The sequence below is a fragment of the Chryseobacterium sp. FH1 genome (genome assembly GCF_000735135.1).
In the GTDB taxonomy this organism is placed as follows: Bacteria; Bacteroidota; Bacteroidia; order Flavobacteriales; family Weeksellaceae; genus Epilithonimonas.
Window position 1 is genome coordinate 1,344,422 of the sequence record NZ_JPLZ01000006.1, and the last position, 25,001, is coordinate 1,369,422.

The window sequence follows — 25,001 nt, forward strand, 5'->3', positions numbered from 1 at the left end:
TTCCGTACCTCAATGAAATAAAATCCGCAATACTGCTGACTTTATTCACTCTCGAGATTCTCAGAATTTTTTTATTAATGTAAATCCAAGCCGGAATAATAATTATCGGACCAATGTAAATCGGAAGGTAATCCAAACCGCTGTTCACAGCAACGCCGATGCTTCCATAATACGTCCACGCCGTGCAATAAACAGCCAGAGAAAGCGAATAGATGTACGGATTGTTCACCCAGATCTTGCTCTTCTTTTTCTCGGCGCGATGGGCTACCAGAAAAAGAAGGGCGAGATAGAGGATTACCACCGCAAATAAGGAAACGCTACTCATCGTATTTTTTGAAGATTATAAAAGAAGCCACAATCGACAGAAGCCAAACGCCAAAAATGTAAACGTACAACATTGGCAACCCGAAAACCTCTCTTTCGCTATTGAATAAAAGAATAATTGGCGCACTGAACAAAATCATCAGTCCGAAACTCAGGATAATCAGTTTCTGTTCGTGTCGCTTTTTCATTGTTAATAATTGAATATTTTGGGCAACTTATCCGCCTTCCGTTCCCAATCTTTTTTGCCTTGCTTTTCCAGCGTCAAAAAAGGATTTCCACTCAAGTCGGGTTGCAGATTCGGCGTTCCAAAAACGTTTTCAGATAAAAGATAATTGATGAACATACATTGTTGTTCATCAATTATCAAATTATAATTTAGTGTTTTAAATTTTCTCGTCAGAATATTCGCCGGTCAGGGCATAGTATCCAAAAATTCCTAATCCACCACAAACGATTGGCAAAAGAATGAAGACGATAATGATTCCGAATACCAAATCTTCCTGTTTCCCTGACGTCAGTTTTGGAATTCCCATTACCGTCAGTCCGAAATACAGAACGACCAATGCCAGTAATATCCAAACGATGCCTAATATTTTTTTTATGCTGTCCATTTTTGTTTGATTTAAAGTTACTTAATACTTATGAAGTTTTAAAATAAATTTTCCTCCCTTTAGGGTTGGGGAAAAGAAAATTAATTTGCAATTTGATAATCTATTCTAATTATAAAAATAATAGTTTGAGAAGCCAACAGCAAAAAGCCATTTGCTAATGCCCTTAATCGTGAATATTATTGTTTTTCGTTTTCAGATAGAACAATCCAATCACCAGACAGACCGACGCAACGCCAATCGGATACCAGAGTCCTTCCAGATACCAGCCCGCGTGACCAGCATCTTTTCCGGTCGTCACAAGATAAGTCGCAACAGCAGGCAGAAGTCCACCGAAAATACCGTTACCAATGTGATAAGGAAGTGACATAGAAGTATATCGGATTTTCACTGGGAACATCTCGACCAAAAATGCTGCAATCGGACCATAAACCATTGTTACAAAGATGACCTGAATGAAAACGAGGAAGACCAGATACCACTTTGTATCATCATTTATTTTGACAGATGAGGTAACTTTAGGTTCTTCCGCTTTTCCATCTTTCATCACAGGTCCGGCTGCCGACCAATGCACGATACTGTCTTTTTTGAATAAAGTTCCGTCTGTGTAAGCGATTTCTTTATGGAAAGTCACGAGACTGTCGGTCGTAATTTTTGCGTGAACCTTCGAAGTTCTTTTCTCAGTGATTCCGTTTGCTGAAATCTCTTTGGTTTTTGTGTCGACAGAATTGAACATCGCACTATAAATAGGTCGGTAAGCTAAAATTGCGACCAGCATTCCGGTCATCATCACGGCTTTTCGCCCGACTTTATCAGACAACCATCCGAAGAAAACGAAGAACGGCGTTCCAAGCAAAAGCGCAATTGCCATCAAAGTATCGACCTGAGTTGTGTCTATACTCATTACTTTCTGCATAAAGCTCATTGCGTAGAATTGTCCTGTGTACCAAATCACACCTTGTCCCATCGCTGCTCCGAAAAGTGCAAGCAAGACGAATTTAAAATTAAATTTATTACCAAAGCTCTCTTTCAAAGGATTGGTAGAAGTTTTTCCTTCGCTTTTAGCTTTTGCAAAAAGAGGAGATTCTTTCATATTCTTTCTGATAAAATACGAAACAACAACCATCAAAATCGAAATCCAGAACGGAACTCTCCATCCCCAATTGTCAAAATCTTCTGCAGAAAGTGACGATTTGGTAATGAGGATTACAATTAATGAAATGAAAAGTCCCGCTGTTGCAGTAGTCTGAATCCACGATGTCCAGTAACCACGTCTGTGAGGTTGTGCATATTCTGCAACGTAAGTCGCCGCACCGCCGTACTCGCCACCGAGTGCTAAACCTTGTAAAAGTCTAAGGATTAAAACTAAAACCGGCGCCATAAATCCAATCGTTTCATAACTTGGGATACATCCTATGAGGAATGTCGAGAATCCCATAATCAGAAGCGTTACTAGGAATGTGTATTTTCTACCGATCATATCGCCCAATCTTCCGAAGAACAAAGCTCCAAATGGTCTGACCACAAAACCTGCCGCAAAGGTTGCCAAGGTTGATAAAAATGCCGCGGTTGGATTATCGGCCGGGAAGAATTTTGTAGCTAAAACAACTGCCAAACTTCCGAAGATATAGAAATCATACCATTCGATAAGGGTTCCGAGGGACGAAGCCATAATCACGCTCCAAATGGTGCGGTTTTTCTGCTTGTCGCTCAGGTTTTCATACTGTTCATGATGTAAATCGCTCATTTTATATTAAGATTTGATGTTAAACGGTTATAGATAGATTTGGAATTGAAGGATGAATTCTCCCTTGGATTTCGGTTCTGCAGATGCACTTGTGTAAGTTGGTCTGGTGGAATATTGCGTCGTCAATTTCGCGTGATGACCATCAATAAACCAGTTGGCGCCGACATCAAATTGTGAAGATGAATTCTCCAAAGCTTTGAAGTTTTTATTCGTGTAAGCTGCAAAAGGCTGAATTCTGATTTTAGGCTTATCGGCATTGCTTGGTAAAAGTAAGCCGGCTTGCAGATAATAAATATTGCCACTTCCAATCATTGGCTGAAGATTTCCTGCGCCAGCAATTGCTTTGTCGCCAATAAATCCTGGGTCGTTGGAACCAACGTTCATTATGCCGAGATTTCTCAGATAATTTGGTCCGAAGTTGTAATTGTAGAAACCTGCGTAAGCCGAAAGTGCCATTTTATTTTTCGCGTTTCCCAAAGGCAAATCAGCGAATGCATCGATGGCGTAAAGAGCGATATCGTGTTTCTCGATTTGAGAATTGACAGAAGTTCGTGTTCCATCTTTCTGATGATAAAAACCGGCACCCAGATTGAAAACTTTTTTAGTTCCCAGATAAGAACCAACTTTGAAAGGCAATAGATTAGACTCAGAGTCAAGAAATTGATATTCCACATATCCGGCTTTGGAGAATTCCGGATTTCCGTTGTTGTCAACCGCAACTCTTGTTGCTGGATTTGTTACACCAACTGGCGCAAGATTGGTTGCGAATGGTTTATTCAAACTGAATCGGTATTCGAACTTTCCATATTTTCCTTTCGCAAACATTCCCATTTGTCTGGCAAACTGGTCAGAATTATCAATTAAAGGCCAAGTGAAAATAGGAGAGTCAACAGTCAGGAAATTAAGTGTCGAAGCCATCGTCATCCGGGAAAGTCCCATATAATAATGAAGTCCGGCTCCAATCGACAAGCTGAATTTCCCCGCTTCTCCCGGCAAAACCACGGCATATTCATTCCAGGCATCGTGAAAAAACATCTGTGGCTTCTTACCGTTTCCATATCCGCCAGTTCCTGTAGAGCCCGAACCGCCACCGTTGATGAAGGTCTGATTATTAATCCCGAAGTGCATCAAAACCATATATCTTTTGGTGATTTGTGCATAGGCAAGCGCTCTCAGTCGTCGGTTTCCGATGTTCCAGGAATTCTTTGTGGCTTCATCAGAAACCATTGTTCCCGGATTCATTTCCGTATTTCTCAACCATATCTGGTTCCAAAGAATAAATCTTACATACTTATCGCCTTCCGGATTGAGATTTAATTTTAAACCATTTCCATAATCAGGCGACCCTTGCGAATATAGGCTGGTGCTCAAAAGCACTAAACCTATAAAAGTTAGAATTTTCTTCATAAATTAATAAGAATTTGGTGTTTATTTTGTGATTGCCAAATTGTTATTAATATTTTGTTTACAAAAATTTAATATATATTAATGGAAAGTATATAGTTTTATTTATAATTGATGAACGATAGACGATTAGCAATTCTTTTAATCATTTATTATTTATCAATTATCATTTACTTCTTGAATCTTTCCCATTTGATTAACATATACTTATCAGCAAATTGAGTGATAATCAATCCTGAGTTTTCAAGATTATTTTCCTGAGAAATATATTCTATCAATTCATTTTGTTTAAAGACTTTATAAACCGGATGAAACTCGGAATGTGGTGGTCGCGTAATGTTATATTTCTTAATCCAAGAACTAATGCTGACGTGGGAAACGCCAATGATTCTTTCAATTTCCCGATAGCTTAATCCTTCTAGGTAAAGTTGTAAAGCTTTGGTAACGTAGTAATCATCAATTTGTTTTCCTAATTTTTTGACCGTGAAATTATAGTTGCACTTCTTACAATAGAATCTCTGTTTTCCTTTGATAATTCCGCTTTTTGAAACGTTTTGATTATTACACTTAGGACATTGATTTTCCATAACTATACCTTTTTAGCAAATATATAATAATTTAGCAATATTTAATATTGGTTTAAAGATAATATTGTTGTTAAATATTAATTAACAGATAAAATTATCTTTTTAATTTGGTTAATAAAGATAAATGTATTTAAATTTGCCACTTAATTAGATAATATCAATGAAATTAGAAGTTTCCTCAGAGAAACATTTGGTCTATGTGGAAGAAATCCGAAACGAAATGGAGGATTCTGCAAAGAAAAGAGGAACAGGCATCGCAAAACGTTCCTCCGAATATCTGGGCAAAAAAATCTCGGAAGGTAACGCCATCATCGCCATAGACGAAGATGGAACCTGGGCAGGCTTCTGCTACATCGAAACCTGGACGAACGGAGAATACGTCGCGAATTCCGGATTGATAGTTTCGCCTCAATTCAGAAACGCCGGATTGGCCACTTTGATTAAAGAAAGAATCTTCGAGCTTTCCCGGGAGAAATATCCAAATGCGAAGATTTTCGGCCTCACCACCGGATTGGCAGTGATGAAAATCAACAGCAGTTTAGGTTACAAGCCAGTGATTTATTCGGAACTGACTCAAGATGAGCAATTTTGGAACGGTTGCAAAAACTGCGTGAACTATGAAATTCTGATGATGAAAGAACGCAAAAACTGTCTTTGCACAGCAATGCTTTTCGTCCCGGAAAAAGTAAATATGAATAAAGAAAAAGATTTTGAATCTATAAATAACGACAATGAGTAAGAAAGTAGTTTTGGCATTTAGCGGAGGTTTGGACACATCGTACTGCGCCAAATATCTAAGTGAAACTTTGGGTTACGAAGTTCACGCAGTCACAATCAACACAGGTGGTTTTGATAAAAACGATGAGGTTTTGCTTAAGGAAAAAGCAGAAAAATTAGGCGTGGCTTCTTACAGGTTTATCGATGCTTCAGAAAAATATTATAACGATTGTGTTAAGTTTTTGATTTTCGGTAACGTTCTGAAAAACAACACTTATCCATTGTCAGTCAGCGCAGAAAGAACAATTCAGGCGCAAACCATTGCCGAATCTGCTTTGGAAATCGGAGCCGACGCTATTGCGCACGGAAGTACAGGCGCAGGAAATGACCAGGTTCGTTTCGATTTGATTTTCAACGTAATGTGCTCGAAAATCGAAATCATCACACCAATTCGTGATTTGAGTTTATCGCGTGAAGAAGAAATTCAATTTCTGAAAGACCACAACTACGAAATGGATTTCGACAAAGCCAAATATTCCATCAACAAAGGACTTTGGGGAACTTCCGTCGGCGGAAAAGAAACTTTGACTTCCCGATTTTCCCTTCCAGAAGAAGCTTTTCCTTCGCAAGTTGAAAAAACTGGACCATCTCAATTAGAAATTGAATTCAAAAATGGGCAGTTGATTTCTGTCAATGGCGAGACTTTTTCTCATCCGGTTTTAGCGATTCAGAAGATTGAAGAATTGGCGTCACCTTACGGAATTGGTCGTGATATCCACGTTGGAGACACGATTGTCGGGATAAAAGGTCGTGTTGGTTTTGAGGCTTCGTCGGCGTCAATTATCATCAAAGCGCATCATCTTTTGGAGAAACATACACTTTCCAAATATCAGCAGACCATCAAATCGCAATTGTCAGATTGGTACGGAAACTGGCTTCACGAAGCACTTTTCCTAGACCCTGTAATGAGAAACATCGAATCTTTTCTGCACGATTCTCAGAAAACAGTCAACGGAAAAGTATTTATCACGCTTCATCCTTACCGTTTTGTCTTAAACGGAATTGAATCTGATAATGATTTAATGTCTTCAAAATTTGGAAGTTACGGCGAAGAGAATCTCGCTTGGAGTGGCGACGATGTCAAAGGTTTTACCAAAATTCTCAGCAACTCGCTTAATATTTATCATCAAGTCAATAAATTGAATTAAAACCAACGAACTCGAAGAGTTCAATATCAGTAGCCGTAGGTGAATCCTATGGAAGCGAATAAGGAAAATCATCCTAACTCGAAGAGTTCAATATCAATAGCCGTAGGTGAAACCTATGGAAACGAATAACGAAAATCAACCGAACCCGACAGGGTTCAATAATAAAAACGCCGGTAAACTGTCGTGCTAAAAATGAAAAAATCAGTCGGAATCATTGGAGCCAATGGCTACACAGGAAGCGAACTTGTTCGTTTGCTAGCATTCCACCCGAATATAGAATTAAAGTTTTTGTTCAGTCGTTCCAATTCCGGAGTGAAAATTTCAGAATTATATCCGGATTTGGACTCGATTTGCGATTTGGTTTTGACGAATGAAATTTCAGAAACGGACATTCTTTTCCTCTGCCTTCCTCACAAAGAAAGTCAGAACTGGCTGAATGAAAATCCGGTTTCAGAAGAAACTTTGGTTATCGATTTAGGAAATGATTTCCGTCTCGATGGCGATTTTGGAAATAGAGATTTTGTTTATGGTTTGCCCGAGATTTATTTTAATGAGATTCAGAACTCGAAAAGCATTGCGAATCCTGGATGTTTTGCGACTGCGATTCAATTGGCATTATTGCCTTTAGCGAAGCAAAATCTGCTGAAAGATGTCTATACAACCGGAATTACAGGTTCGACTGGAGCTGGGCAATCATTACAACCGACTACGCATTTCACTTGGCGAAATGACAATATTTCAGCCTACAAAACTCTGAATCACCAGCACGTTGAGGAGATTTTAAAACAAGTCGATTTGCTTAATGAAAAGGATGTGGAAATCAATTTTGTGCCTTGGCGAGGCGATTTTGCAAGAGGGATTTTTACAAGTTCTATCATCGAATGTGATTTGGAATTAGATAAAATCTACAATTTATATAAAGACTTCTACAAAGATTCGCCTTTCGTTAGAATTTCAGAAAAACCGATTGATATGAAACAGGTTGTTAATACCAATTTCTGCGTCATCCAAATCGAAAAACAAGGAAGCAAAATAGCAGTTCATTCCGCAATCGATAACTTATTGAAAGGCGCATCCGGACAAGCTGTTCAAAATATGAATATCGCCAATGGCTGGGAACAAAACCTCGGATTAAACTTAAAACCATTGGCTTTCTAAACTTTGCGACTTAAAAGCAGTTTGAAATTAAAAAAAATCTTTGCGCACTTTGCGTTAAAATAAAAATGTAAAAATGAATTTATTCAACGTATATCCACTTTTCAACATCAATCCTGTAAAAGCAAAAGGTTCTTTCCTTTGGGATGAAAATGGCCAAAAATACCTCGATTTTTATGGCGGTCACGCTGTGATTTCCATTGGTCACAATCACCCGCATTATGTTGAGAAATTGAAAAATCAATTGGATAAAATCAGTTTTTATTCCAATTCCGTTCAGAATAATTTGCAAATTGAATTGGCTGAGAAGTTGGGGAAATTATCAGGTTACGAAGATTATTCATTGTTCCTCTGTAATTCTGGAGCAGAAGCGAACGAAAATGCTTTGAAACTGGCTTCATTCCACAACGGAAAAAAGAAAGTGATTTATTTCTCCGAAGCTTTCCACGGCCGAACATCCGCCTCTGTTGCTGTGACAGACAATCCGAAAATCGTAGCACCAGTCAACGAATCTGAGAATTTCGTCAAATGTGAATTCAATAATTCTGAAGAATTGGAAAAGATTTTTGCCGAAAACCAAAACGAAATTTCAGCAGTAATCGTAGAAGGAATTCAAGGTGTTGGCGGAATCAATTTATTGGATAAAGATTTCATTTTAACGATTGAAAAATTATGCAAAGCAAATAATGCGATTTTAATTTTGGACGAAGTTCAGTCTGGTTACGGACGTTCCGGAAAATTCTTTGCCCATCAGGAATTCGACATCAAGCCAGATTTAATCACGGTTGCCAAAGGAATGGGAAATGGCTTTCCGATTGGTGGCGTTTTGATTAGTCCGAAATTCGAAGCGAGTTACGGATTATTGGGAACTACATTTGGCGGAAATCATCTCGCTTGCGTGGCTGGAATTGCAGTATTAGAAGTGATTGAAAATGAAAATCTGATTGATAATTCAGAAAAAATCGGCGCTTACATCGAAGAAAAAATTAAAGATTTCCCCCATATCCAAAACATCAAAAGGCGCGGGCTGATGATTGGAATCGAGCTTGACCAAGCTTGCGCTGATGTCAGGAAAGAATTGTTGTTTGAACATTTTATTTTCACTGGAAATGCCAATGACAAGAATGTTCTTCGGATTTTACCGGCGCTCAATATTTCGGAAAAAGAATCCGATTTGTTCATCAATGCTTTAGGAAAAACCTTGAAAGCCATTGATGAGAAAATATTAGAATTAAAATAACGCAAAGGCGCAAGAGTAGTAATCTCACTGCTGAAAAGTCGCCAACATTGTGCGTTAAAATTTGCGACTTGAAATGTCGAATCATAAAAAATCATAGCGCCTTTGCGTTCAAAACAATTAAGAAATGAAAAATTTCACTTCGGTTTACGATATAGATAATTTGCAGGAAATCATTGCAAAAGCTTTAAAAATAAAAGAAAATCCATTAGAAAATCCAACTAAAGGAAAAGGAAAAACGATTGGTTTGGTTTTCCTCAATTCCAGTCTCAGAACAAGATTAAGTTCTCAAATCGCGGCTCAAAATTTAGGATTAAATGTCCTAACACTCAACGCTGCACAAGAAGCCTGGAATCTGGAATTCGCTGATGGAACGGTAATGAACGGCGACACAGTTGAACACATCAAAGACGCCATCGAGGTCCTGAATCAATATTGTGATATCATCGCGGTAAGATGTTTCGCAGGAATGAAAAGCAAAGAAGACGACGTGAACGAAAGTATTCTGAGCCAATTCTTGAAACACGCCAAAGTCCCAGTGATTTCTTTGGAATCTGCAACGCGTCATCCGTTGCAAAGTCTGGCAGATTGCATCACAATCACAGAAAATTGGACAGGAAATAGAAAACCAAAAGTCGTTTTGACTTGGGCGCCTCACATCAAACCAATTGCGCAGGCTGTCGGAAACTCGTTTACAGAATGGATGCAACAAATGGACGTTGATTTCGTGATTGCAAATCCGGAAGGTTACGATTTGGATAAAAATTTCACAAAGGATGCGAAAGTAATTCATAATCAGGATGAAGCATTGAAAGATGCAGATTTTGTTTACGTTAAAAACTGGTCGTCGTTTGAAGATTATGCAACTATGTCGAAAGTTGAAGAAAACTGGATGTTGACCAATGAAAAGTTAGAATTGACAAACAATGGAAAAGTGATGCATTGCCTTCCCGTCCGTAGAAATTTGGAATTAAGCGATGAAGTAATGGATGGCGAAAATTCAATCATTTATCAGCAGGCAAAAAACAGAATTTTTTCTGCACAGGCAGTTTTCTCTGAAATATTAGATGACTTAAATTAAAAAATAAGGTTTAAGTCTTTGATGAGTTTTACGCCTTTGCGAACCTCAAAATATTTTCAATAATTAACAAAAAATCTTAGCGGACTTTGCGTTCAAAAAACAATTAATGCAAAAACTACACATCATAAAAATCGGAGGCGCTCTAATCGATGACAAAAAATCATTGAAAGCTTTTCTCCAGCAGTTTTCGCAAATCGAAGGCGCCAAAATCCTGATTCACGGCGGTGGAAAGATTGCAGAAACTCTAGCGGAAAAACTGAAAATCACGCAGACGATGATTGATGGACGTAGGATTACCAACAAGAAAACTTTGAAGTTGGTGACGATGGTTTACGCTGGAAGAATCAACAAAAATATTGTGGCGAAATTGCAGAGTTTCAATTGCAACGCGATGGGATTTTCCGGCGCTGATGGTAATTTGATTCAAGCTGAAAAACGCCAGCATCCAACCATTAATTTTGGATTTGTGGGCGATATTAATGAAAAAAGCATCAATCACGAATTGATTACAAATATGATAAATCTGGGTTTGGTTCCGGTGTTTTCTGCAATCACTCACGATAAAAAAGGAAATCTGTTAAACACCAACGCAGACACGATTGCCGGAACTATTGCTCAGGCTTTATCAAAAAATTTCGAGATAGAATTGTTGTTCTGTTTCGATAAAAACGGGGTTTTGGAAAATGTGGAAGACGAAGATTCAAATCTTAAAACCATTAATAAAAATGAATTTTCTGAATTGAAATCCGAAGGAAAACTCAACAAAGGAATTTTACCAAAACTCGAAAATGCTTTCAAGGCCAAAGAAAATGGTGTTCAGAAAGTGTCTTTGATTAACGAGAAAAAACTGTCAGACCAAATAAAACAAGGAAATGAAGGAACTGAAATCTGTCTTTAGCAGAGAAGAACTTGCGGAAAACGCTGTCAAATTACTGAAAAAACTCATCGCAACACCATCTATGAGTCGCGACGAATACAACGCTTCGCTCATCATCGAAGGCTTTTTCAATGAGCATCAATTGACCGTCAACCGATTCAAAAATAACATCTGGGCAACCAACAAACATTTTGACGCTGGCAAACCATCGATTCTTCTAAACACGCACCACGACACGGTAAAACCAAACAAAGCTTATACATTGGACCCATTTATTCCGGTAGAAAAAGACGGCAAATTATTCGGTTTGGGAAGCAACGATGCAGGCGCGTCTTTGGTGGCGATGGCGCAGACATTTCTTTATTTTTATGAAGCCGAAGATTTGTCGCATAATTTAGTAATTGCGTTGACGGCCGAAGAAGAAATCTCCGGTCTGGACGGCATCGAAGCCTTGTTTCCGCAACTTCCGAACGTAGAACTGGCAATCGTTGGCGAACCTACAAAAATGAATCTGGCGATTGCAGAAAAAGGTTTGCTCGTCATCGATGGCGAAATGCTGGGAACGCCTTCTCACGCTGCGCATCCTAACGATGACAATGCGATTGTGAAATGTATGAAGGATTTGCAAAGCATCCTCGATTTCACATTTCCGAAAGTTTCCGATTATTTGGGCGAGGTGAAAGTCACATTATCAGTTCTCAACGCAGGAACGCAACACAACGTGGTTCCCGAAAAATGTAATTTCACATTGGATGTCCGCGTGACAGACGAATATTCAAATCGCGAAGTTTTCGAAATCATCCAGTCACAGATGAAATCCAAACTAACACCAAGGTCATTCCGTCTCAATTCCTCAAAAATCGACGTCAACCATCCGTTTGTTCAGGCTGGATTGGCGTTGGGCAGTACAACTTACGGTTCGCCGACATCCTCGGACCAGGCGATTATTCCGTGCACATCTGTCAAGTTGGGACCCGGCGACAGCTTGCGTTCCCACACCGCAAACGAATTTATTTACATCGACGAAATCCGAGAAGGCATCGATGTTTACATCAAAATATTAGAAAATATTTTATAAAGTCCTAAAAGGGCGTTTTAGCAAAGGATAGGATGTAATCCTATTAAATAAAGTAGAAAAATAAGAATTTGGGCAGCTTTTCCGCCTTCCGCTCCCAATCTTTTTTGCCGACGATTCCAGTTTAAATAGAACTTGAGTATAAGCAAAAAAGGATTTCCGCTCAAGTCGGGCTGCGCTTCGCAAAGTTGAAGATTTGTCTTCAATTCAAAAGAACTTTAGAATTCATTCTTTGGTGAGCGTCAGCGCCTTTGTGAACCTTAAAAATGTTTTCAATAAAAATTAAAAAAAATCTTTGCGCGCTTTGCGTTCAAATATCAAAATATTACAAAATGAAAAAAATCTGGCAAAAAGACAATACGACAACCAATGATTTGGTTACAAAATTCACAGTCGGGAAAGACCTGGATTTTGACGACAGATTAGCAAAATACGATGTGTTGGGCTCCATTGCCCACGCAAAAATGCTCGCAGAAGTTGGATTGATTCGACTGGATGAAGAGCAGGCAATCGTGGCCGTTTTGGAAGAAGTTCTTTCTGACATCGAAAAAGAAACTTTCGAAATCGATAAAACCGCAGAAGACATCCATTCTCAAATCGAAAATATCCTCATCGAAAAATTGGGTGAGACAGGAAAAAAAATCCATACCGCAAGGTCAAGAAACGATCAGGTTTTGACGGATATCAAATTATATTTAATTGACGAAATCAGAGAAATCACAGAACTGACCGATTCATTTTTTCAAATCCTGAAAGACAAAGCCAATCTTCACAAAGACGTTTTGTTGCCTGGTTACACGCATTTGCAGGTGGCGATGCCGTCGTCTTTCGGATTGTGGTTTGGTGCGTATGCAGAATCTTTGGTGGACGATTTGGAATTGCTTTTTGCGACGAAGAATATCATTAATAAAAATCCACTTGGTTCGGCCGCTGGCTACGGTTCGTCTTTCCCAATTGACAGAGAAAGTACGACTTACAAACTCGGTTTCAGAACTTTGAATCATAATGTGGTTTATGCGCAGATGACGCGTGGGAAATCCGAGAAATTGTTGGCGAATTCGTTGTCGGTTATAGCAGGAACTTTAAGCAAATTTTCTTACGATGTTTGTCTTTATCTAAGTCAGAACTTCGATTTCATAAGCTTTCCGAAAGAATTCACAACGGGAAGTAGCATTATGCCACACAAGAAAAATCCGGATATTTTCGAATTGGTGAGAGCAAGATGCAACAGAATTCAGGCTTTGCCAAATGAACTGATTTTGGTGACGAATAATCTGCCTTCAGGTTATCACAGAGATTTGCAATTGACAAAAGAAATCCTTTTTCCGGCCATCGATTCCTTAAAAGAATGTCTGGAAATCCTGATTTACACGCTTCCAAACATCGAAGTGAAAGACAATATTCTGGATGATGAAAAATACAAATACATCTTCAGCGTAGAAAAAATCAACGAAGAAGTGAAGAATGGAAAATCATTCCGAGATGCCTATATCCAAATCGGTCAGGAAATAGAAAATGGCTTGCTCGAATACGATTACAAAGAACTCAATCACTCCCATCAAGGCAGTTTGGGAAACCTTTGTCTCGACGAAATCGAATATCAATTCAATAAAGTCAGAGATAAATTGTTGGGCTAAGTATTTTGATTTATTCTCGCAGATAAAACTGATTTTGCAGATTATTTGAAATCAGCAGAATTTGCTAAATCTGCGAGAGATTTGAAATTAATCCAGTTTAAATTTAGTCGATTTTTTCACTTCGGCCAATACAATAGAACTGTGATATTGCCCGATGTGAGGACTGTTTGAAATCACATTTACCGTGAAGTGATTGTATGAATAAATGTCGTTTGCTAAGATTTTCAATTGATAATCATATTCGCCGGAAAGACTGATGATTTCCTGGACTTCATCATATTTTGAGATATAATTTTCGAAATCCTTAAGCGTATTTTGAGATTGTTCTTTGAGACGAACATTGCAATAAACAACGATATTGATTCCGAGTTTTTCACGGTTGAGCAGGGCGACATATTTTTCTACAACGCCACTTTTTTCAAGGTTTTTGATACGCTCGTAGGTCGGCGTGAAAGTCAGTCCGATTTTTTCGGAGATTTCCTTTACCGATAGCGTAGAATCTTCTTGTAGAAGCGAGAGAATTAATTTGTCTTTTTTGTCCAAACTCATAATATTAAGTAGCTGATAGCACTTTGCTTTTGGCGATTGGCTTAAAAAGCAACGCTTTAATAGTTAAAAATATATGTTTAAGTAGTTTCAAGTACTTGTCAATCTTTCAAAAGTAAAGAAAATATTTGATTATAGAAATTTTAAGCGCAGAAGTTCATTGATTTAAATACTTACAATAATTTATTCATACATTTTTGTCAATCTGAGGTTTTCGAAGACTGAAATGACAGAGTGGAAAGCTAATAGCAAAAAGCTAATTGCTATCAGCTAATAATTACAAAAAAGTATGAATAAGATTTTATCATATCGAAAATATTGGTATCTTTGCACCCAATGAATCTGGTACAGAATTTAGCGACATTAGTGTTTGGCAAATTTGCCGACAACAACAATATTTTTTATATTTAACGAAGTCTTTTAGGCTTCGTTTTTTTTATTTAAAAATTTCAGATATGATTAAGCTTGCACGCGTCTCCACGGAGAGTATAGAAAAAATTTTACAGGAAGCACAGCAATTTGCAGATGGTAAAGTCAGCAAAATTAAAGGTGATGTTTTCGCCGCGAACCTCTTTTTTGAGAATAGCACAAGAACCAAAACAAGCTTTGAAGTAGCGGAGAAGAAACTCGGTCTTCAAGTTATAGATTTTGAAGCTGATAAAAGTTCGATTGCAAAAGGCGAAACAATGCTTGATACGATTAAAACTTTGGAAGCTATCGGCGTGGAAGTGGCGGTTATCAGACATTCTGAAAAAAGATATTACGACCAGCTTCAGGATGCTAAATTGAGTATCGTAAATGCTGGCGACGGCGTTGGAAGTCATCCTTCACAGGCGCTTTTAGACGCTTTGACCATCATTCAGGAATTCGGAAAGATTGAAGGTTTGAAGATTGGAATCGTAGGTGATGTGAAACACAGCCGAGTTGCCAATTCGGGTGCAGGATTGTTCAGAAGAATGGGCGCAAAAGTCTATTTCTCTGGCCCAGAGTTCTGGTTTGACGAAGGAATGTTGGTCAACGGAACTTATATGCAATTCGATGATTTGGTGAAAGAAGTGGATGTTTTGATGTTGCTAAGAATCCAGCACGAGCGTCACGAGAGAACTTTCAATTTCAAGTCGGAAGATTATCTTAAGAAATTCGGTTTGACCAAAGAAAGAGAAAAGAAAATGAAGCCAAACGCTATCATTATGCATCCGGCACCAATCAACAGAGGTGTGGAGATTGATTCGGAATTGGTGGAATGTGAAAGGTCCAGAATCTTCAAACAAATGCAGAACGGCGTTTTTGCAAGAATGGCGATTCTTAAATTTGACCTTGAGAATAAAGGTTTCGAGTTTGTCGACTCCCAAAATTAAAAATTAATTCACGCTTTTCGGGCGTGTTTTTTTTGAGTAAAAAAGACCGATGTCAGAAGTCTGATGACCGATGACAAAAATGAAATAAATATTAGTGAAACCTCGGACTTCGGACTTCCGTCTTCCGACTTAAAAGTAAAAATGAAAAAGAAATTAATATTAGAATCCGGAGAAGTATTCAATGGGGTAGGATTCGGAGCAGCACAGGAAACTGCCGGCGAAGTGGTTTTCAACACAGGAATGACGGGTTATCAGGAATTGATTTCCGACCCAAGCTATTGCGGGCAAATTGTTTGTATGACGTATCCTTTGATAGGAAATTACGGCATCAATCGCGACGATTACGAAAGCATCGAGCCAGCAATCAAAGGTTTGATTGTCAAAGAATTGTGTGATTTACCTTCCAACTTCCGAACTCAAATGACCTTGGATGAACTTTTCAAAAAGAAAAATCTATCCGGAATCTCAGGAATTGACACGAGAAGACTGACGAGAATTCTTCGCAACAAAGGTGTTGTAAAAGGAAAAATCGTAAACGCTGAAACTGATGATAATCAAACGGTTGAAGAGCTTAAGCAAACCACTTTCCCAATCAACCAGGTAGAATCTGTTTCCACAAAAACTTCGTATGCAAGTCCTGGAAGAGGCTTTAAAGTGGTGTTGGTGGATTTTGGTTCCAAGTTGGGAATCATCCGCGAATTATCTCAAAGAAATTGCGACATCATCGTGGTTTCTCAGGACACAACGGCAGAAGAGATTTTGCTAATGGACCCAGACGGAATAATGCTTTCCAACGGTCCCGGCGACCCGGAAGATGTGAAAGGTGCATCAGAATTGATTAATGGATTGCTTGGAAAAGTGCCGATTTTCGGGATTTGTCTAGGTCATCAATTGATTGGTTTGGCTTGTGGCGCAAAAACTTACAAACTGAAATTCGGGCACAGAGGTGGCAATCACCCGGTTTTGGATTTAGAAAAAAATAAAGTGGCCATCACTTCTCAGAATCACGGTTATGCAATCGACCAGGAATCTTTAAAAAATACAGACTTAATCGAAACACACATCGCACTGAACGACAGAACCAACGAAGGTCTGAAACATAAAATCCATCCTTGTTTCTCAGTTCAATACCACCCGGAAGCAAGTCCAGGCCCAGAAGATGCGAATTATCTATTTGATGATTTTATTGAATTAATGGAGGAGTTTAAATCTAATCAAGTAAAAAAGTAAAATGGCAAAGCGTACAGACATAAAAACAATTTTAGTAATCGGCTCAGGTCCCATCATCATTGGCCAGGCTGCGGAATTTGATTATTCGGGGACACAAGCTTGTCTTTCCTTGAGAGAGGAAGGTTACAGCGTGATTCTAATCAATTCCAATCCGGCGACGATTATGACGGATAAAGAGATTGCCGACAAAGTTTATATCGAACCAATCTCTCTGGAATTTGTTTCCAGAATTATCAGAAAAGAACGTCCGGATGCTTTGTTGCCAACTTTAGGTGGACAAACCGGACTTAATATGGCCGTGGAATTACAGAAATCCGGAATTCTGGAAGAATGTAAAGTGGAGGTTTTAGGAACCAAATTAGACGCTATCAATCAGGCTGAAGACAGAGACCTTTTCCGCGAATTGATGCACGAACTGAACGAGCCTGTTCCAGATTCCGACATCGTAACAACTGTTGAAGGCGCAATTGATTTTGCTAATAGAATCGGTTATCCGGTGATTGTTCGTCCCGCTTTTACAATGGGTGGAACAGGCGGTGGAATTGCCGCAACCGAACCCGAACTTCGTGAAATTGCTGAATTGGGATTGAAATATTCTCCAGTGACGCAATGTCTGATAGAGAAATCCATCGCAGGTTTCAAAGAAATCGAATACGAAGTGATGCGTGACAAAAACGACAACGCCATCGTGGTTTGTAATATGGAAAACATAGACCCGGTTGGTGTTCATACAGGAGATTCAATTGTTGTTGCGCCTTCGCAAACACTTTCTGACAGAGAATATCAGATGCTGAGAAATGCATCACTCAAAATCATTCGGGCTTTGGGAATCGAAGGTGGTTGCAACGTTCAGCTCGCTCTAGACCCGCATTCTTACCAATATTATATCATCGAAGTAAATCCAAGAGTTTCGCGTTCATCGGCTTTGGCGAGTAAGGCAACTGGTTATCCGATTGCGAAAATTGCTGCGAAAATTGCTGTTGGATTGACACTAGACGAAATCAAAAATCCTGTAACCGGAACTTCTTATGCTTGTTTCGAGCCAGCTTTGGATTATGTCGTGACCAAGTTTCCAAGATTCCCTTTCGATAAATTTGAAACGGCGGACAGAAGGTTGTCAACGCAAATGAAAGCAACAGGCGAAGTAATGGCCATCGGAAGAAATTTCGAAGAGTCTTTGCACAAAGCCATCCGTTCTTTGGAAACCGGACTTCGCCATTTGGGATTAAAAACAAAACAAGCTTTAGCCCTTACCGACGAGGAAATTGAAAGAAGGATTCGCGTTTGTGATGACGAGAGATTGTTCATCATCGGTGACGCTTTGAGAAGAGGATACGATTGGGAACAGATTGTAGAATGGAGCAAAATCGATAAATTCTTCATCTGGAAAATCAAGAAATTAATTGATTTCGAGAAAACAATTGCAGATAACAAGTTTGATAAGGAGACGCTTATTGAAGCTAAGAAATTAGGTTTTGCTGACCTTAATATCGCACATCTTTGGGAAACGACGCAACGTGAAGTTTTCAATTTCAGAAAAGAAAACGGCATGATGCCGGTTTACAAAATGGTGGACACTTGCGCCGCAGAATTTGAATCTGAAACGCCATATTTCTACGGTACTTACGAAGAGGAAAATGAAAGTGTGGTTTCTGACAAGGAAAAAATTATTGTTCTAGGTTCAGGTCCAATTAGAATTGGGCAAGGTGTTGAGTTCGATTATGCTACGGTTCATTCGGTTTGGGCGATTCAGCAGATGGGTTACGAGGCGATTATCATTAATAATAATCCGGAGACTGTTTCCACAGACTTCTCGATTGCAGACAAATTATACTTCGAACCATTGGCAGAAGAAGACGTGATGAACATCATCGAACTCGAAAAACCAAAAGGTGTTGTGGTTCAGTTTGGCGGACAAACCGCTATTAATTTAGCAGATAAATTATCGGCTCACGGCGTTCAAATCTTGGGAACTTCACTCGAAGATTTGGATAGAGCGGAGAACAGAGATAAATTCGAGAAAGCGCTTCAGGAATTGGGAATCCCGCAACCACTTGGAAAAACTTCGACTTCAAAAGAAGAAGCGATTGTGATTGCCAACGAAATTGGTTATCCGGTTTTGGTTCGTCCAAGTTATGTTTTGGGTGGACGTGCGATGGAAATCGTTTATACGGAGAAGGAACTTTCGCATTATATGGAAAATGCGGTGGAAGCGAGTCCAGACCAGCCGGTTTTGATTGACCGATATTTGACTGGCCAAGAAGTAGAAGTGGATGCAATCTGTGACGGCGAAACGGTTGTCATTCCAGGAATTATGGAACACATCGAAAGAGCTGGTGTTCATTCCGGAGATTCAATTGCGGTTTATCCGCCACAACATTTGACGGAAACTCAAATCAAAACTTTAGAAGATTATACGATAAAATTAGCTAAAGGATTGAATGTGATTGGGTTAATGAATATCCAATACGTGATTTCCAAAGGCGAAGTTTTTGTTATCGAAGTGAATCCACGTTCGTCCAGAACCGTTCCTTTCTTATCCAAAATTACGGATGTTCCGATGGCAAATCTCGCAACGAAAGCAATTTTGGGAGCAAAACTAAAAGACCTAGGTTACACCTCAGGATTGATTCCGAACAAAGAAGGAATCTTCGTAAAAGTTCCGGTTTTCTCTTTCAGCAAATTGACGAAAGTAGATATCTCTCTCGGTCCAGAAATGAAATCTACTGGCGAAGTGATGGGGAAAGATTCAACCTTCGAAAAAGCCTTGTACAAAGGATTAATCGGCGCAGGAAGAAAAGTGCCGACGCACGGTTCCATCTTGTTCACTGTCGCCGACCAGGACAAAGAAGAAGCGTCTGAAATTGCAAGAAGATTCCATACGATTGGTTTCAGAATCTGGGCGACAGAAGGAACGGCAAAGTATTTCGAGGAAAAAGGAATTCAAACCAAAATCGGTTACAAGATTGGAGAGGAAGATGTCAATTTGATTGATTTGATTCAAAAAGGAAAAGTCCAATACGTTGTCAATACGACCACCAAAGGAAAACAAGCCGAAAGAGACGGTTTCCAAATCAGAAGAATGAGCGTGGAAAACGGCGTTCCTTGTTTGACCTCAATGGATACAGTCGAAGCGATTTTGAAGGTGATTGAAAGTATGACTTTTAAGATGGAGGCGATGTAATTTCCAAATGAAATAAATTTATAGACGCATCTTAATTTTTAAGGTGCGTTTTTTGTTTTAATGCTTATCTTTAATTCAAATAAATTATCAAAAAATGAAAGCAACAAACATTTTAATTTTAGCCATTTCGGCATTATCAATTTTCTCCTGCAAGTCCGTTCACGACAGACTGCAAACGGGAACCATTGTAAGAGATTGTACGGGAACTTACGTCCGAGTCGCAGAAAACGAAGATTACTTAGTTTGTAATGCGGATATTTTGGCAACGAAAAAAGACGGCGAAAAAGTGTCAGTGGTTTATGATTACACAAAAGAATGCGCAGAAAGGGACGGCAAGATCATGTGCATGATGTATCACGAGAACAAAGGAATGATAAGAGTCAAAAGCGTTCAATAAGCTTTAATAATTAGAAACCTCATAATTCAGTTATGAGGTTTTATTTTTAATTTATTTTGAAATATGGTTCATTGAAATATTTGCTGGGTTTGATGTAGATGATCTGCGTTTCCGCATCAAAGATCCAGTTGAATCTCCTGATAAGGTCTGCACCAAAATAACTTGTGCTTTGATTCTTGATCTCTCCCATAAAGAATCCGGCTGATACATTTTGCAATGTGATATCATCAATGATTGTCAACATTGGCAGAATTCCTTGTTTGGTACTAATGCTTTGCCCGGCTGAGTTTTTCAGGGTCTTTTCACCAGTGATCTCAAGTTTTTCATTCAGTTTTTTCGAATCTGCAAATTGATTGCTATAGAGAAGTCCGCCAGAATAACCGGACTGTAACAGAAAGTTCGCTTCATAAGTTTCATTACCAATCATATTTTCACAAGTCAGAAAGATTTGACCTTGCTTGTTATAAGTGAATGAAACTTGCTTGTAATCCTTTACATTAGGCAATTGATCATAGAGCACAAATTGATTGTTGTCATAATCGATCTTATAGGTTTTCCCTTTGAAAATTCCGGTTCCGATTTTTCCATCTGCTTCTTGACCGGTCAACTCATTATCAAAAAAGCGGATGTTTTTAAATTCTTTCTTTCCGATTTTCACAGCATTGTTCTCACTCATTCCATTTTTGTCGAAAATTAAACTCTTCGCAGGTCGTATTCTTTCAGGCGAAATAGATGCGTCTTGCATTGCAATTTGAAACATCAGGTCCAAAGAATCTTTATCATTCACAAGGGTTTTTACAATAATGTTATTGTATTTTGTGATCCTAAAAGGGATAATTTCCTGAGCATTAACAGAATTAATGAAGAGAATAGTGTATAATAGGAAGTAGATCTTTTTCAAAGCGGTTGGTTTTCATGGTTGTTAATTTCAAATGTAAAAAATAAAAACTATAAAGTCTTATATTTTTTAATCATTAATTATCCATTGTTTCCTCCCGATATTTAATGAAAATTGACTGGAAATCTTCTAGGTTAGCTTTGTCAGATTTGGTGATTTTCCCGTCCTTGTAGATAGAATAGGTGTTCTTGGTGCCAACGTCCTTATTCTTAAAATCGAAATAAATCCCGTTCTGTATTTTCCCGGAAATGTCTGTGTTTAAATAAGCTAAAGCTTTCGGCTCGAATTTGTCTGCGTAGTTTCCATAGAAAAGTCTCAGCAATGCATCTTCTTTACTGAAAAAATCGCCGATATTTTCGAATATCGCATCCAGATCATCCAGATCGCTTCGAATATCCAACCTGTAAAAAACCTTGAAAGTCTTATCTGGATTGTCATCACGAAACAGTTGATAATTGGTGGTCAACATATTACTAGTGATGGTTCCATTTGAAATCGAACTTGCTATCTGTGCTTTTTTGGGTAAATGGTCAAGGTCAAAATCAATATTTTCTATAATGATCGCAGGTTTGTCTTTGTAGAAAAAAGTTCGGACCTGCTTTTTATTCTTTAATTCGATTTTGATCACCGAATTTTCATCTGCAGCATTGACGATTCGGATTTCGTCCTTTGTCTTGGAAATTATCAATGCATTGCCATAATTTACCGCGACCATGGCGACAACGATGCTGTCCAACTTCCCATCTTTGTACTTTTTAAACGTGCTTCCACCTTCAATTTCTATTTCACTGAAATCTGATAGATTTTTTTCTTGTCCGTAAAAACACAGAGAACACAACATCAAAAGTATCAAAGTAAGACTGTTTTTCATATCAATATTTTAATTTAAGAACAATGAAGATAGGCATTAAAAATTAGTTTTTTCGTTAAGCTTTAAAGTACAGTTCATTATTTCTTCAAAAGATTGATACTCACTGTCGCCAACTCAGAATCCGGAAATTTTTTAAACAAATTAATGTCTGGTTCCAAGCCAGATTCTTTACAAATCCTGTAAAAAACATCGACTTCCAAAATGTATTGGTCAGAAAATCCGTGTGTGGCATCGTAAGCTGTACAAGCCGTCAATCCAAGATTTTTCGAGGTGATTTCTGGAGAAAGTGTGTGAAGTTCAATCAAAAGCAATCCAAATTTTTCAACATAAGGTGTCCACTTTTTCAAATGATTCAAAAGATTTTCTTCGACATCGCGATTGGACAATCGTTTTCCTCGGAAGGCAAATGCACCAGTTGAAGTGCTGATTCCTTGTCTGTCGGTTTCCAAAACGTCTTCCCAAATTCGGTTATGGTCGAGGAATGTTCTGATATTCAGCAAATCTCCCAATTCGATATTGTAGTCGGATTGCAGATCTTCGGCAAGTTGTCTCGGATTTCCAATGTCGCCCCAAATCACCTTTGCCCAAATGTCATTTTTGATGAGATTGGCGCGCGTCACTTTCAACGATGCTGGATTGTAGTCCGCGCCAACCAAAAATAACGGATGTTCTTCCAAATATTTTCCGCGCAAAGTCTGCCTCTCGATGACTTCATAAAGGTGTTGCAAAAGGGCGCCATTTCCGCAACCCATATCCAAAATTCCCTTTGGTTGCTCATTGATTGGCAGGTTGAAAATTTCAATGATGAACTCATCAATCACTTTGAAATAGGTCAAATGCGCGCCACCACTTCCCCAAACATTCATCTCGCGGTTCACGTGGATTTCGTCTTCGCCATCTTCAATTTCACGGATTTCTGACGCTTTTCCGAAAATCAGATTGTCCAATTTTGAGAACATCGGCAGATAAGAAACTGTTACGCCATAAGCTGTTGCGCGTCTCGCAAAGAAAAGTCCCGTTTCCGTGAATTGGAAATTATTTCCCTTTTTGGAAAACCAGCCGATTTCTGAAAGATAATTGAGAATGATTTCAAAATAATGCGGATTCTTGTGAAACTCTTCCGCGCTGAAACTTGCTTCCATAAAGTATTTGTGAAACATTCCGCTCATTCCGAGTTTGATGATGATTGGACCAACCAGCGCGCCTTCGATATGTTTTTGGATTTGATATTTTAATGAATTTACATCTACGTTTTCCATCAAAAAAGATTTGTACTTTTCGAAGAGAGAGATCCACTTTTTACAGAGCTCTTCGGTCAGTTCTTTGGAATTGATAACGTTTGGATCCGATAAAAATTCCGCCAGATCACAGTAGATATTTTGATGAGAAAACGCCTCTTCGGTTTTAGAATTGACTGTTATTTTCACAACATCGGTTTCATTATCCAAGTGATAATCCAGAAAACCTTGTGAAGCCAAAACCCGCAACGCCACATTCAAATAACCTTTATTGGAATTAAATTTTTCATTGATCTCAGAAAGTTCCAAAGTTTGATTTTCATTAATGAAATCCAAAATATTTTTCTTCGACAAAGCCGAAATCACAGGCGCTGTCACAATCCCATCCAAATGTCTGAAAATCGATTCCCGAAGTTTTTTCTTATCCATAAAACTGTGATTTTTGTGTTTTGGAAGATAATATTTTTCAGGAATATGAAAGAGAAAAATTGCTTGTTCATTTTTCGGTTGTCATCAAATTTCCAAAACAATTACATTTGTATCATTAATTATCATTTTTTATGAAACCAAGTTTCGAACAGATGTACCAAGCTTCTTTCCAAAAAGATCCCGACTTCGAAGGTGTCTTTTGGATGGGCGTGAAAACGACAGGCATTTTCTGTCGACCAACCTGTACTGCGAGAAAACCAAAACCAGAGAATGTTGAGTTTTTTGACAATACAAAAGACGCTATTTTAAAAGGTTATCGCCCGTGCAAAGTCTGTAAACCATTGGAAAATCCAGATGAAACGCCGATTGAAATTCAGAAGCTGATGAATGAATTGTCTGAGAATCCGGAACTTAAATTCAAGGATGTAGATTTGATTGGTCGTGGATTATTGCCTGCAACTGTGAAACGCTGGTTTCTAAAATACCACGGAATGACCTTCCACGCCTTTCAAAGAACCTTTAAAATCAACTCGGCTTTCAAAAAGCTTCAGCAAGGTGAGAATGTTTTGGATGTGGCTTTGGAAAATGGTTATGAAAGTTTGAGTGGTTTTAATGAAAGTTTTAAATCCATCATCGGAACTTCACCAAAAAATTCGAAACTGGAAAAAATTGTTGACCTCAAAAGAATCGAAACACCGCTCGGAACGATGGTTGCGTGTGCTAATGACGAAGGAATTTGTCTGTTGGAATATTCCGACCGAAAATCACTTTCGAGAGAATTAGAGGAAATTTCAAAATACTTTAAAGCGAACATTATCCAAGGTGAAAATCCGCATTTCAAAACTTTGGAAACAGAATTGACCGAATATTTTGAAGGAAAAAGATTGGATTTTACCGTTCCACTTTCGCCTGTCGGAACAGATTTTCAGAAAAATGTCTGGAAAATTCTACGAACCATTCCGTACGGAATGACGAGAAGTTACCAGCAACAAGCGGACATTCTTGGCAATCCAAAAGCTGTGAGAGCTGTTGCCAATGCGAATGGACTTAATAAAATTTCAATTATTATCCCTTGTCACAGGGTCATCGGAACCAATGGAACTTTGACAGGTTACGGCGGTGGAATCTGGCGAAAACAGAAACTTTTGGAATTGGAAAAAGCTATTCTTTTTTAGTTCAATGTTCAAAATTTA

23 protein-coding genes are annotated in these 25,001 nt (G+C 38.6%); 13 read left to right on the forward strand and 10 right to left on the reverse strand.

What is annotated here, in order from left to right; translation table 11 throughout:
- Positions 1-317: 317 nt before the first annotated feature.
- From IO90_RS13025 to IO90_RS13045, 6 genes are all read right to left on the reverse strand, one after another.
- Positions 318-512 (reverse strand): hypothetical protein, encoded by a 195-nt coding sequence (locus IO90_RS13025; RefSeq protein WP_034967305.1) that lies wholly within the window; start codon positions 510-512, stop codon positions 318-320.
- A 2-nt stretch (positions 513-514) separates the two neighbouring features.
- Positions 515-667 carry a hypothetical protein gene (locus IO90_RS19030; RefSeq protein WP_165570279.1) on the reverse strand — a complete coding sequence of 51 codons (153 nt, stop codon included), beginning with the start codon at positions 665-667 and terminating at the stop codon, positions 515-517.
- Positions 668-707: 40 nt separating this feature from the next.
- On the reverse strand, positions 708-935 hold the full coding sequence (locus IO90_RS13030; protein WP_034967309.1) for a DUF6814 family protein: 228 nt from the start codon (positions 933-935) through the stop codon (positions 708-710).
- A gap of 163 nt (positions 936-1,098) precedes the next feature.
- Positions 1,099-2,679, reverse strand: coding sequence for an MFS transporter (locus tag IO90_RS13035; RefSeq protein WP_051878666.1), 1,581 nt, complete (start codon positions 2,677-2,679; stop codon positions 1,099-1,101).
- A gap of 27 nt (positions 2,680-2,706) precedes the next feature.
- Complete coding sequence (locus IO90_RS13040) at positions 2,707-4,086, reverse strand: hypothetical protein (RefSeq protein WP_034967312.1); 1,380 nt, start codon at positions 4,084-4,086, stop codon at positions 2,707-2,709.
- A 167-nt stretch (positions 4,087-4,253) separates the two neighbouring features.
- Complete coding sequence (locus tag IO90_RS13045) at positions 4,254-4,670, reverse strand: helix-turn-helix domain-containing protein (protein ID WP_034967316.1); 417 nt, start codon at positions 4,668-4,670, stop codon at positions 4,254-4,256.
- Positions 4,671-4,830: 160 nt separating this feature from the next.
- On the opposite strand from IO90_RS13045, the gene IO90_RS13050 reads away from it, so the two are divergent.
- The 8 genes from IO90_RS13050 to argH all read left to right on the forward strand — a co-directional run bounded on the left by IO90_RS13050 (position 4,831) and on the right by argH (position 13,657).
- Positions 4,831-5,409, forward strand: a complete 579-nt coding sequence (locus tag IO90_RS13050) for a GNAT family N-acetyltransferase (protein ID WP_051878668.1) — start codon at positions 4,831-4,833, stop codon at positions 5,407-5,409.
- Positions 5,402-6,595 (forward strand): argininosuccinate synthase, encoded by a 1,194-nt coding sequence (locus IO90_RS13055; RefSeq protein ID WP_034967319.1) that lies wholly within the window; start codon positions 5,402-5,404, stop codon positions 6,593-6,595. The genes IO90_RS13050 and IO90_RS13055 overlap by 8 nt, the downstream gene beginning before the upstream one ends.
- A gap of 192 nt (positions 6,596-6,787) precedes the next feature.
- Complete coding sequence (argC, locus tag IO90_RS13060) at positions 6,788-7,753, forward strand: N-acetyl-gamma-glutamyl-phosphate reductase (RefSeq protein ID WP_034967322.1); 966 nt, start codon at positions 6,788-6,790, stop codon at positions 7,751-7,753.
- A gap of 73 nt (positions 7,754-7,826) precedes the next feature.
- Positions 7,827-8,990 carry an aspartate aminotransferase family protein gene (locus IO90_RS13065; protein ID WP_034967325.1) on the forward strand — a complete coding sequence of 388 codons (1,164 nt, stop codon included), beginning with the start codon at positions 7,827-7,829 and terminating at the stop codon, positions 8,988-8,990.
- 124 nt (positions 8,991-9,114) lie between these two features.
- A complete protein-coding gene (locus IO90_RS13070) occupies positions 9,115-10,068 on the forward strand; it encodes an N-acetylornithine carbamoyltransferase (RefSeq protein ID WP_034967327.1) in 954 nt (317 codons plus the stop codon).
- Between the two features lie 106 nt (positions 10,069-10,174).
- On the forward strand, positions 10,175-10,966 hold the full coding sequence (gene argB / locus IO90_RS13075; RefSeq protein WP_034967331.1) for an acetylglutamate kinase: 792 nt from the start codon (positions 10,175-10,177) through the stop codon (positions 10,964-10,966).
- On the forward strand, positions 10,941-12,023 hold the full coding sequence (locus IO90_RS13080) for a M20 family metallo-hydrolase (RefSeq protein WP_034967336.1): 1,083 nt from the start codon (positions 10,941-10,943) through the stop codon (positions 12,021-12,023). The genes argB and IO90_RS13080 overlap by 26 nt, the downstream gene beginning before the upstream one ends.
- 329 nt (positions 12,024-12,352) lie before the next feature.
- Positions 12,353-13,657 (forward strand): argininosuccinate lyase, encoded by a 1,305-nt coding sequence (gene argH / locus IO90_RS13085; RefSeq protein WP_051878809.1) that lies wholly within the window; start codon positions 12,353-12,355, stop codon positions 13,655-13,657.
- Positions 13,658-13,744: 87 nt separating this feature from the next.
- On the opposite strand, the gene IO90_RS13090 is transcribed toward argH, so the two are convergent.
- Entirely contained in the window at positions 13,745-14,206 is a 462-nt protein-coding gene (locus IO90_RS13090) for an Lrp/AsnC family transcriptional regulator (RefSeq protein ID WP_034967340.1), read from the reverse strand.
- Between the two features lie 452 nt (positions 14,207-14,658).
- Between IO90_RS13090 and IO90_RS13095 the strand changes: the two genes are divergently transcribed.
- The 4 genes from IO90_RS13095 to IO90_RS13110 all read left to right on the forward strand — a co-directional run bounded on the left by IO90_RS13095 (position 14,659) and on the right by IO90_RS13110 (position 20,372).
- The gene (locus IO90_RS13095; protein ID WP_034967344.1) at positions 14,659-15,561 is read left to right on the forward strand and encodes an aspartate carbamoyltransferase catalytic subunit; all 903 of its coding nucleotides are present in this window, start codon (positions 14,659-14,661) and stop codon (positions 15,559-15,561) included.
- Positions 15,562-15,702: 141 nt separating this feature from the next.
- Positions 15,703-16,791, forward strand: coding sequence for a glutamine-hydrolyzing carbamoyl-phosphate synthase small subunit (gene carA, locus IO90_RS13100; RefSeq protein ID WP_034969154.1), 1,089 nt, complete (start codon positions 15,703-15,705; stop codon positions 16,789-16,791).
- Between the two features lies 1 nt (position 16,792).
- Complete coding sequence (carB, locus tag IO90_RS13105) at positions 16,793-19,975, forward strand: carbamoyl-phosphate synthase large subunit (RefSeq protein ID WP_034967347.1); 3,183 nt, start codon at positions 16,793-16,795, stop codon at positions 19,973-19,975.
- Positions 19,976-20,069: 94 nt separating this feature from the next.
- Positions 20,070-20,372 (forward strand): hypothetical protein, encoded by a 303-nt coding sequence (locus tag IO90_RS13110; protein WP_034967351.1) that lies wholly within the window; start codon positions 20,070-20,072, stop codon positions 20,370-20,372.
- Between the two features lie 46 nt (positions 20,373-20,418).
- On the opposite strand, the gene IO90_RS13115 is transcribed toward IO90_RS13110, so the two are convergent.
- The 3 genes from IO90_RS13115 to IO90_RS13125 form a co-directional block, all read right to left on the reverse strand.
- A complete protein-coding gene (locus IO90_RS13115; protein WP_034967354.1) occupies positions 20,419-21,273 on the reverse strand; it encodes a hypothetical protein in 855 nt (284 codons plus the stop codon).
- A 73-nt stretch (positions 21,274-21,346) separates the two neighbouring features.
- The gene (locus IO90_RS13120; RefSeq protein ID WP_051878670.1) at positions 21,347-22,141 is read right to left on the reverse strand and encodes a hypothetical protein; all 795 of its coding nucleotides are present in this window, start codon (positions 22,139-22,141) and stop codon (positions 21,347-21,349) included.
- A gap of 77 nt (positions 22,142-22,218) precedes the next feature.
- Positions 22,219-23,808, reverse strand: a complete 1,590-nt coding sequence (locus IO90_RS13125) for a class I SAM-dependent methyltransferase (RefSeq protein WP_034967357.1) — start codon at positions 23,806-23,808, stop codon at positions 22,219-22,221.
- Between the two features lie 131 nt (positions 23,809-23,939).
- Between IO90_RS13125 and IO90_RS19185 the strand changes: the two genes are divergently transcribed.
- Positions 23,940-24,983: a bifunctional transcriptional activator/DNA repair enzyme AdaA gene (locus IO90_RS19185; RefSeq protein ID WP_034967361.1), complete on the forward strand. Its 1,044-nt coding sequence runs from the start codon at positions 23,940-23,942 to the stop codon at positions 24,981-24,983.
- Positions 24,984-25,001 lie beyond the last annotated feature (18 nt).

Coding starts and splice junctions, on each gene's coding strand:
- IO90_RS13065 (WP_034967325.1), top strand. CDS start 7,827: ATGAATTTATTCAACGTATATCCACTTTTCAACATCAATCCTGTAAAA.
- carB (WP_034967347.1), top strand. CDS start 16,793: ATGGCAAAGCGTACAGACATAAAAACAATTTTAGTAATCGGCTCAGGT.
- IO90_RS13095 (WP_034967344.1), top strand. CDS start 14,659: ATGATTAAGCTTGCACGCGTCTCCACGGAGAGTATAGAAAAAATTTTA.
- IO90_RS19185 (WP_034967361.1), top strand. CDS start 23,940: ATGAAACCAAGTTTCGAACAGATGTACCAAGCTTCTTTCCAAAAAGAT.
- IO90_RS13030 (WP_034967309.1), bottom strand. CDS start 935: ATGGACAGCATAAAAAAAATATTAGGCATCGTTTGGATATTACTGGCA.
- carA (WP_034969154.1), top strand. CDS start 15,703: ATGAAAAAGAAATTAATATTAGAATCCGGAGAAGTATTCAATGGGGTA.
- IO90_RS13040 (WP_034967312.1), bottom strand. CDS start 4,086: ATGAAGAAAATTCTAACTTTTATAGGTTTAGTGCTTTTGAGCACCAGC.
- IO90_RS13055 (WP_034967319.1), top strand. CDS start 5,402: ATGAGTAAGAAAGTAGTTTTGGCATTTAGCGGAGGTTTGGACACATCG.
- IO90_RS13110 (WP_034967351.1), top strand. CDS start 20,070: ATGAAAGCAACAAACATTTTAATTTTAGCCATTTCGGCATTATCAATT.
- IO90_RS13050 (WP_051878668.1), top strand. CDS start 4,831: ATGAAATTAGAAGTTTCCTCAGAGAAACATTTGGTCTATGTGGAAGAA.
- IO90_RS19030 (WP_165570279.1), bottom strand. CDS start 667: ATGTTCATCAATTATCTTTTATCTGAAAACGTTTTTGGAACGCCGAAT.
- IO90_RS13035 (WP_051878666.1), bottom strand. CDS start 2,679: ATGAGCGATTTACATCATGAACAGTATGAAAACCTGAGCGACAAGCAG.
- IO90_RS13125 (WP_034967357.1), bottom strand. CDS start 23,808: ATGGATAAGAAAAAACTTCGGGAATCGATTTTCAGACATTTGGATGGG.
- IO90_RS13070 (WP_034967327.1), top strand. CDS start 9,115: ATGAAAAATTTCACTTCGGTTTACGATATAGATAATTTGCAGGAAATC.
- IO90_RS13045 (WP_034967316.1), bottom strand. CDS start 4,670: ATGGAAAATCAATGTCCTAAGTGTAATAATCAAAACGTTTCAAAAAGC.
- IO90_RS13120 (WP_051878670.1), bottom strand. CDS start 22,141: ATGAAAAACAGTCTTACTTTGATACTTTTGATGTTGTGTTCTCTGTGT.
- IO90_RS13025 (WP_034967305.1), bottom strand. CDS start 512: ATGAAAAAGCGACACGAACAGAAACTGATTATCCTGAGTTTCGGACTG.
- argC (WP_034967322.1), top strand. CDS start 6,788: ATGAAAAAATCAGTCGGAATCATTGGAGCCAATGGCTACACAGGAAGC.
- argB (WP_034967331.1), top strand. CDS start 10,175: ATGCAAAAACTACACATCATAAAAATCGGAGGCGCTCTAATCGATGAC.
- argH (WP_051878809.1), top strand. CDS start 12,353: ATGAAAAAAATCTGGCAAAAAGACAATACGACAACCAATGATTTGGTT.
- IO90_RS13080 (WP_034967336.1), top strand. CDS start 10,941: ATGAAGGAACTGAAATCTGTCTTTAGCAGAGAAGAACTTGCGGAAAAC.
- IO90_RS13090 (WP_034967340.1), bottom strand. CDS start 14,206: ATGAGTTTGGACAAAAAAGACAAATTAATTCTCTCGCTTCTACAAGAA.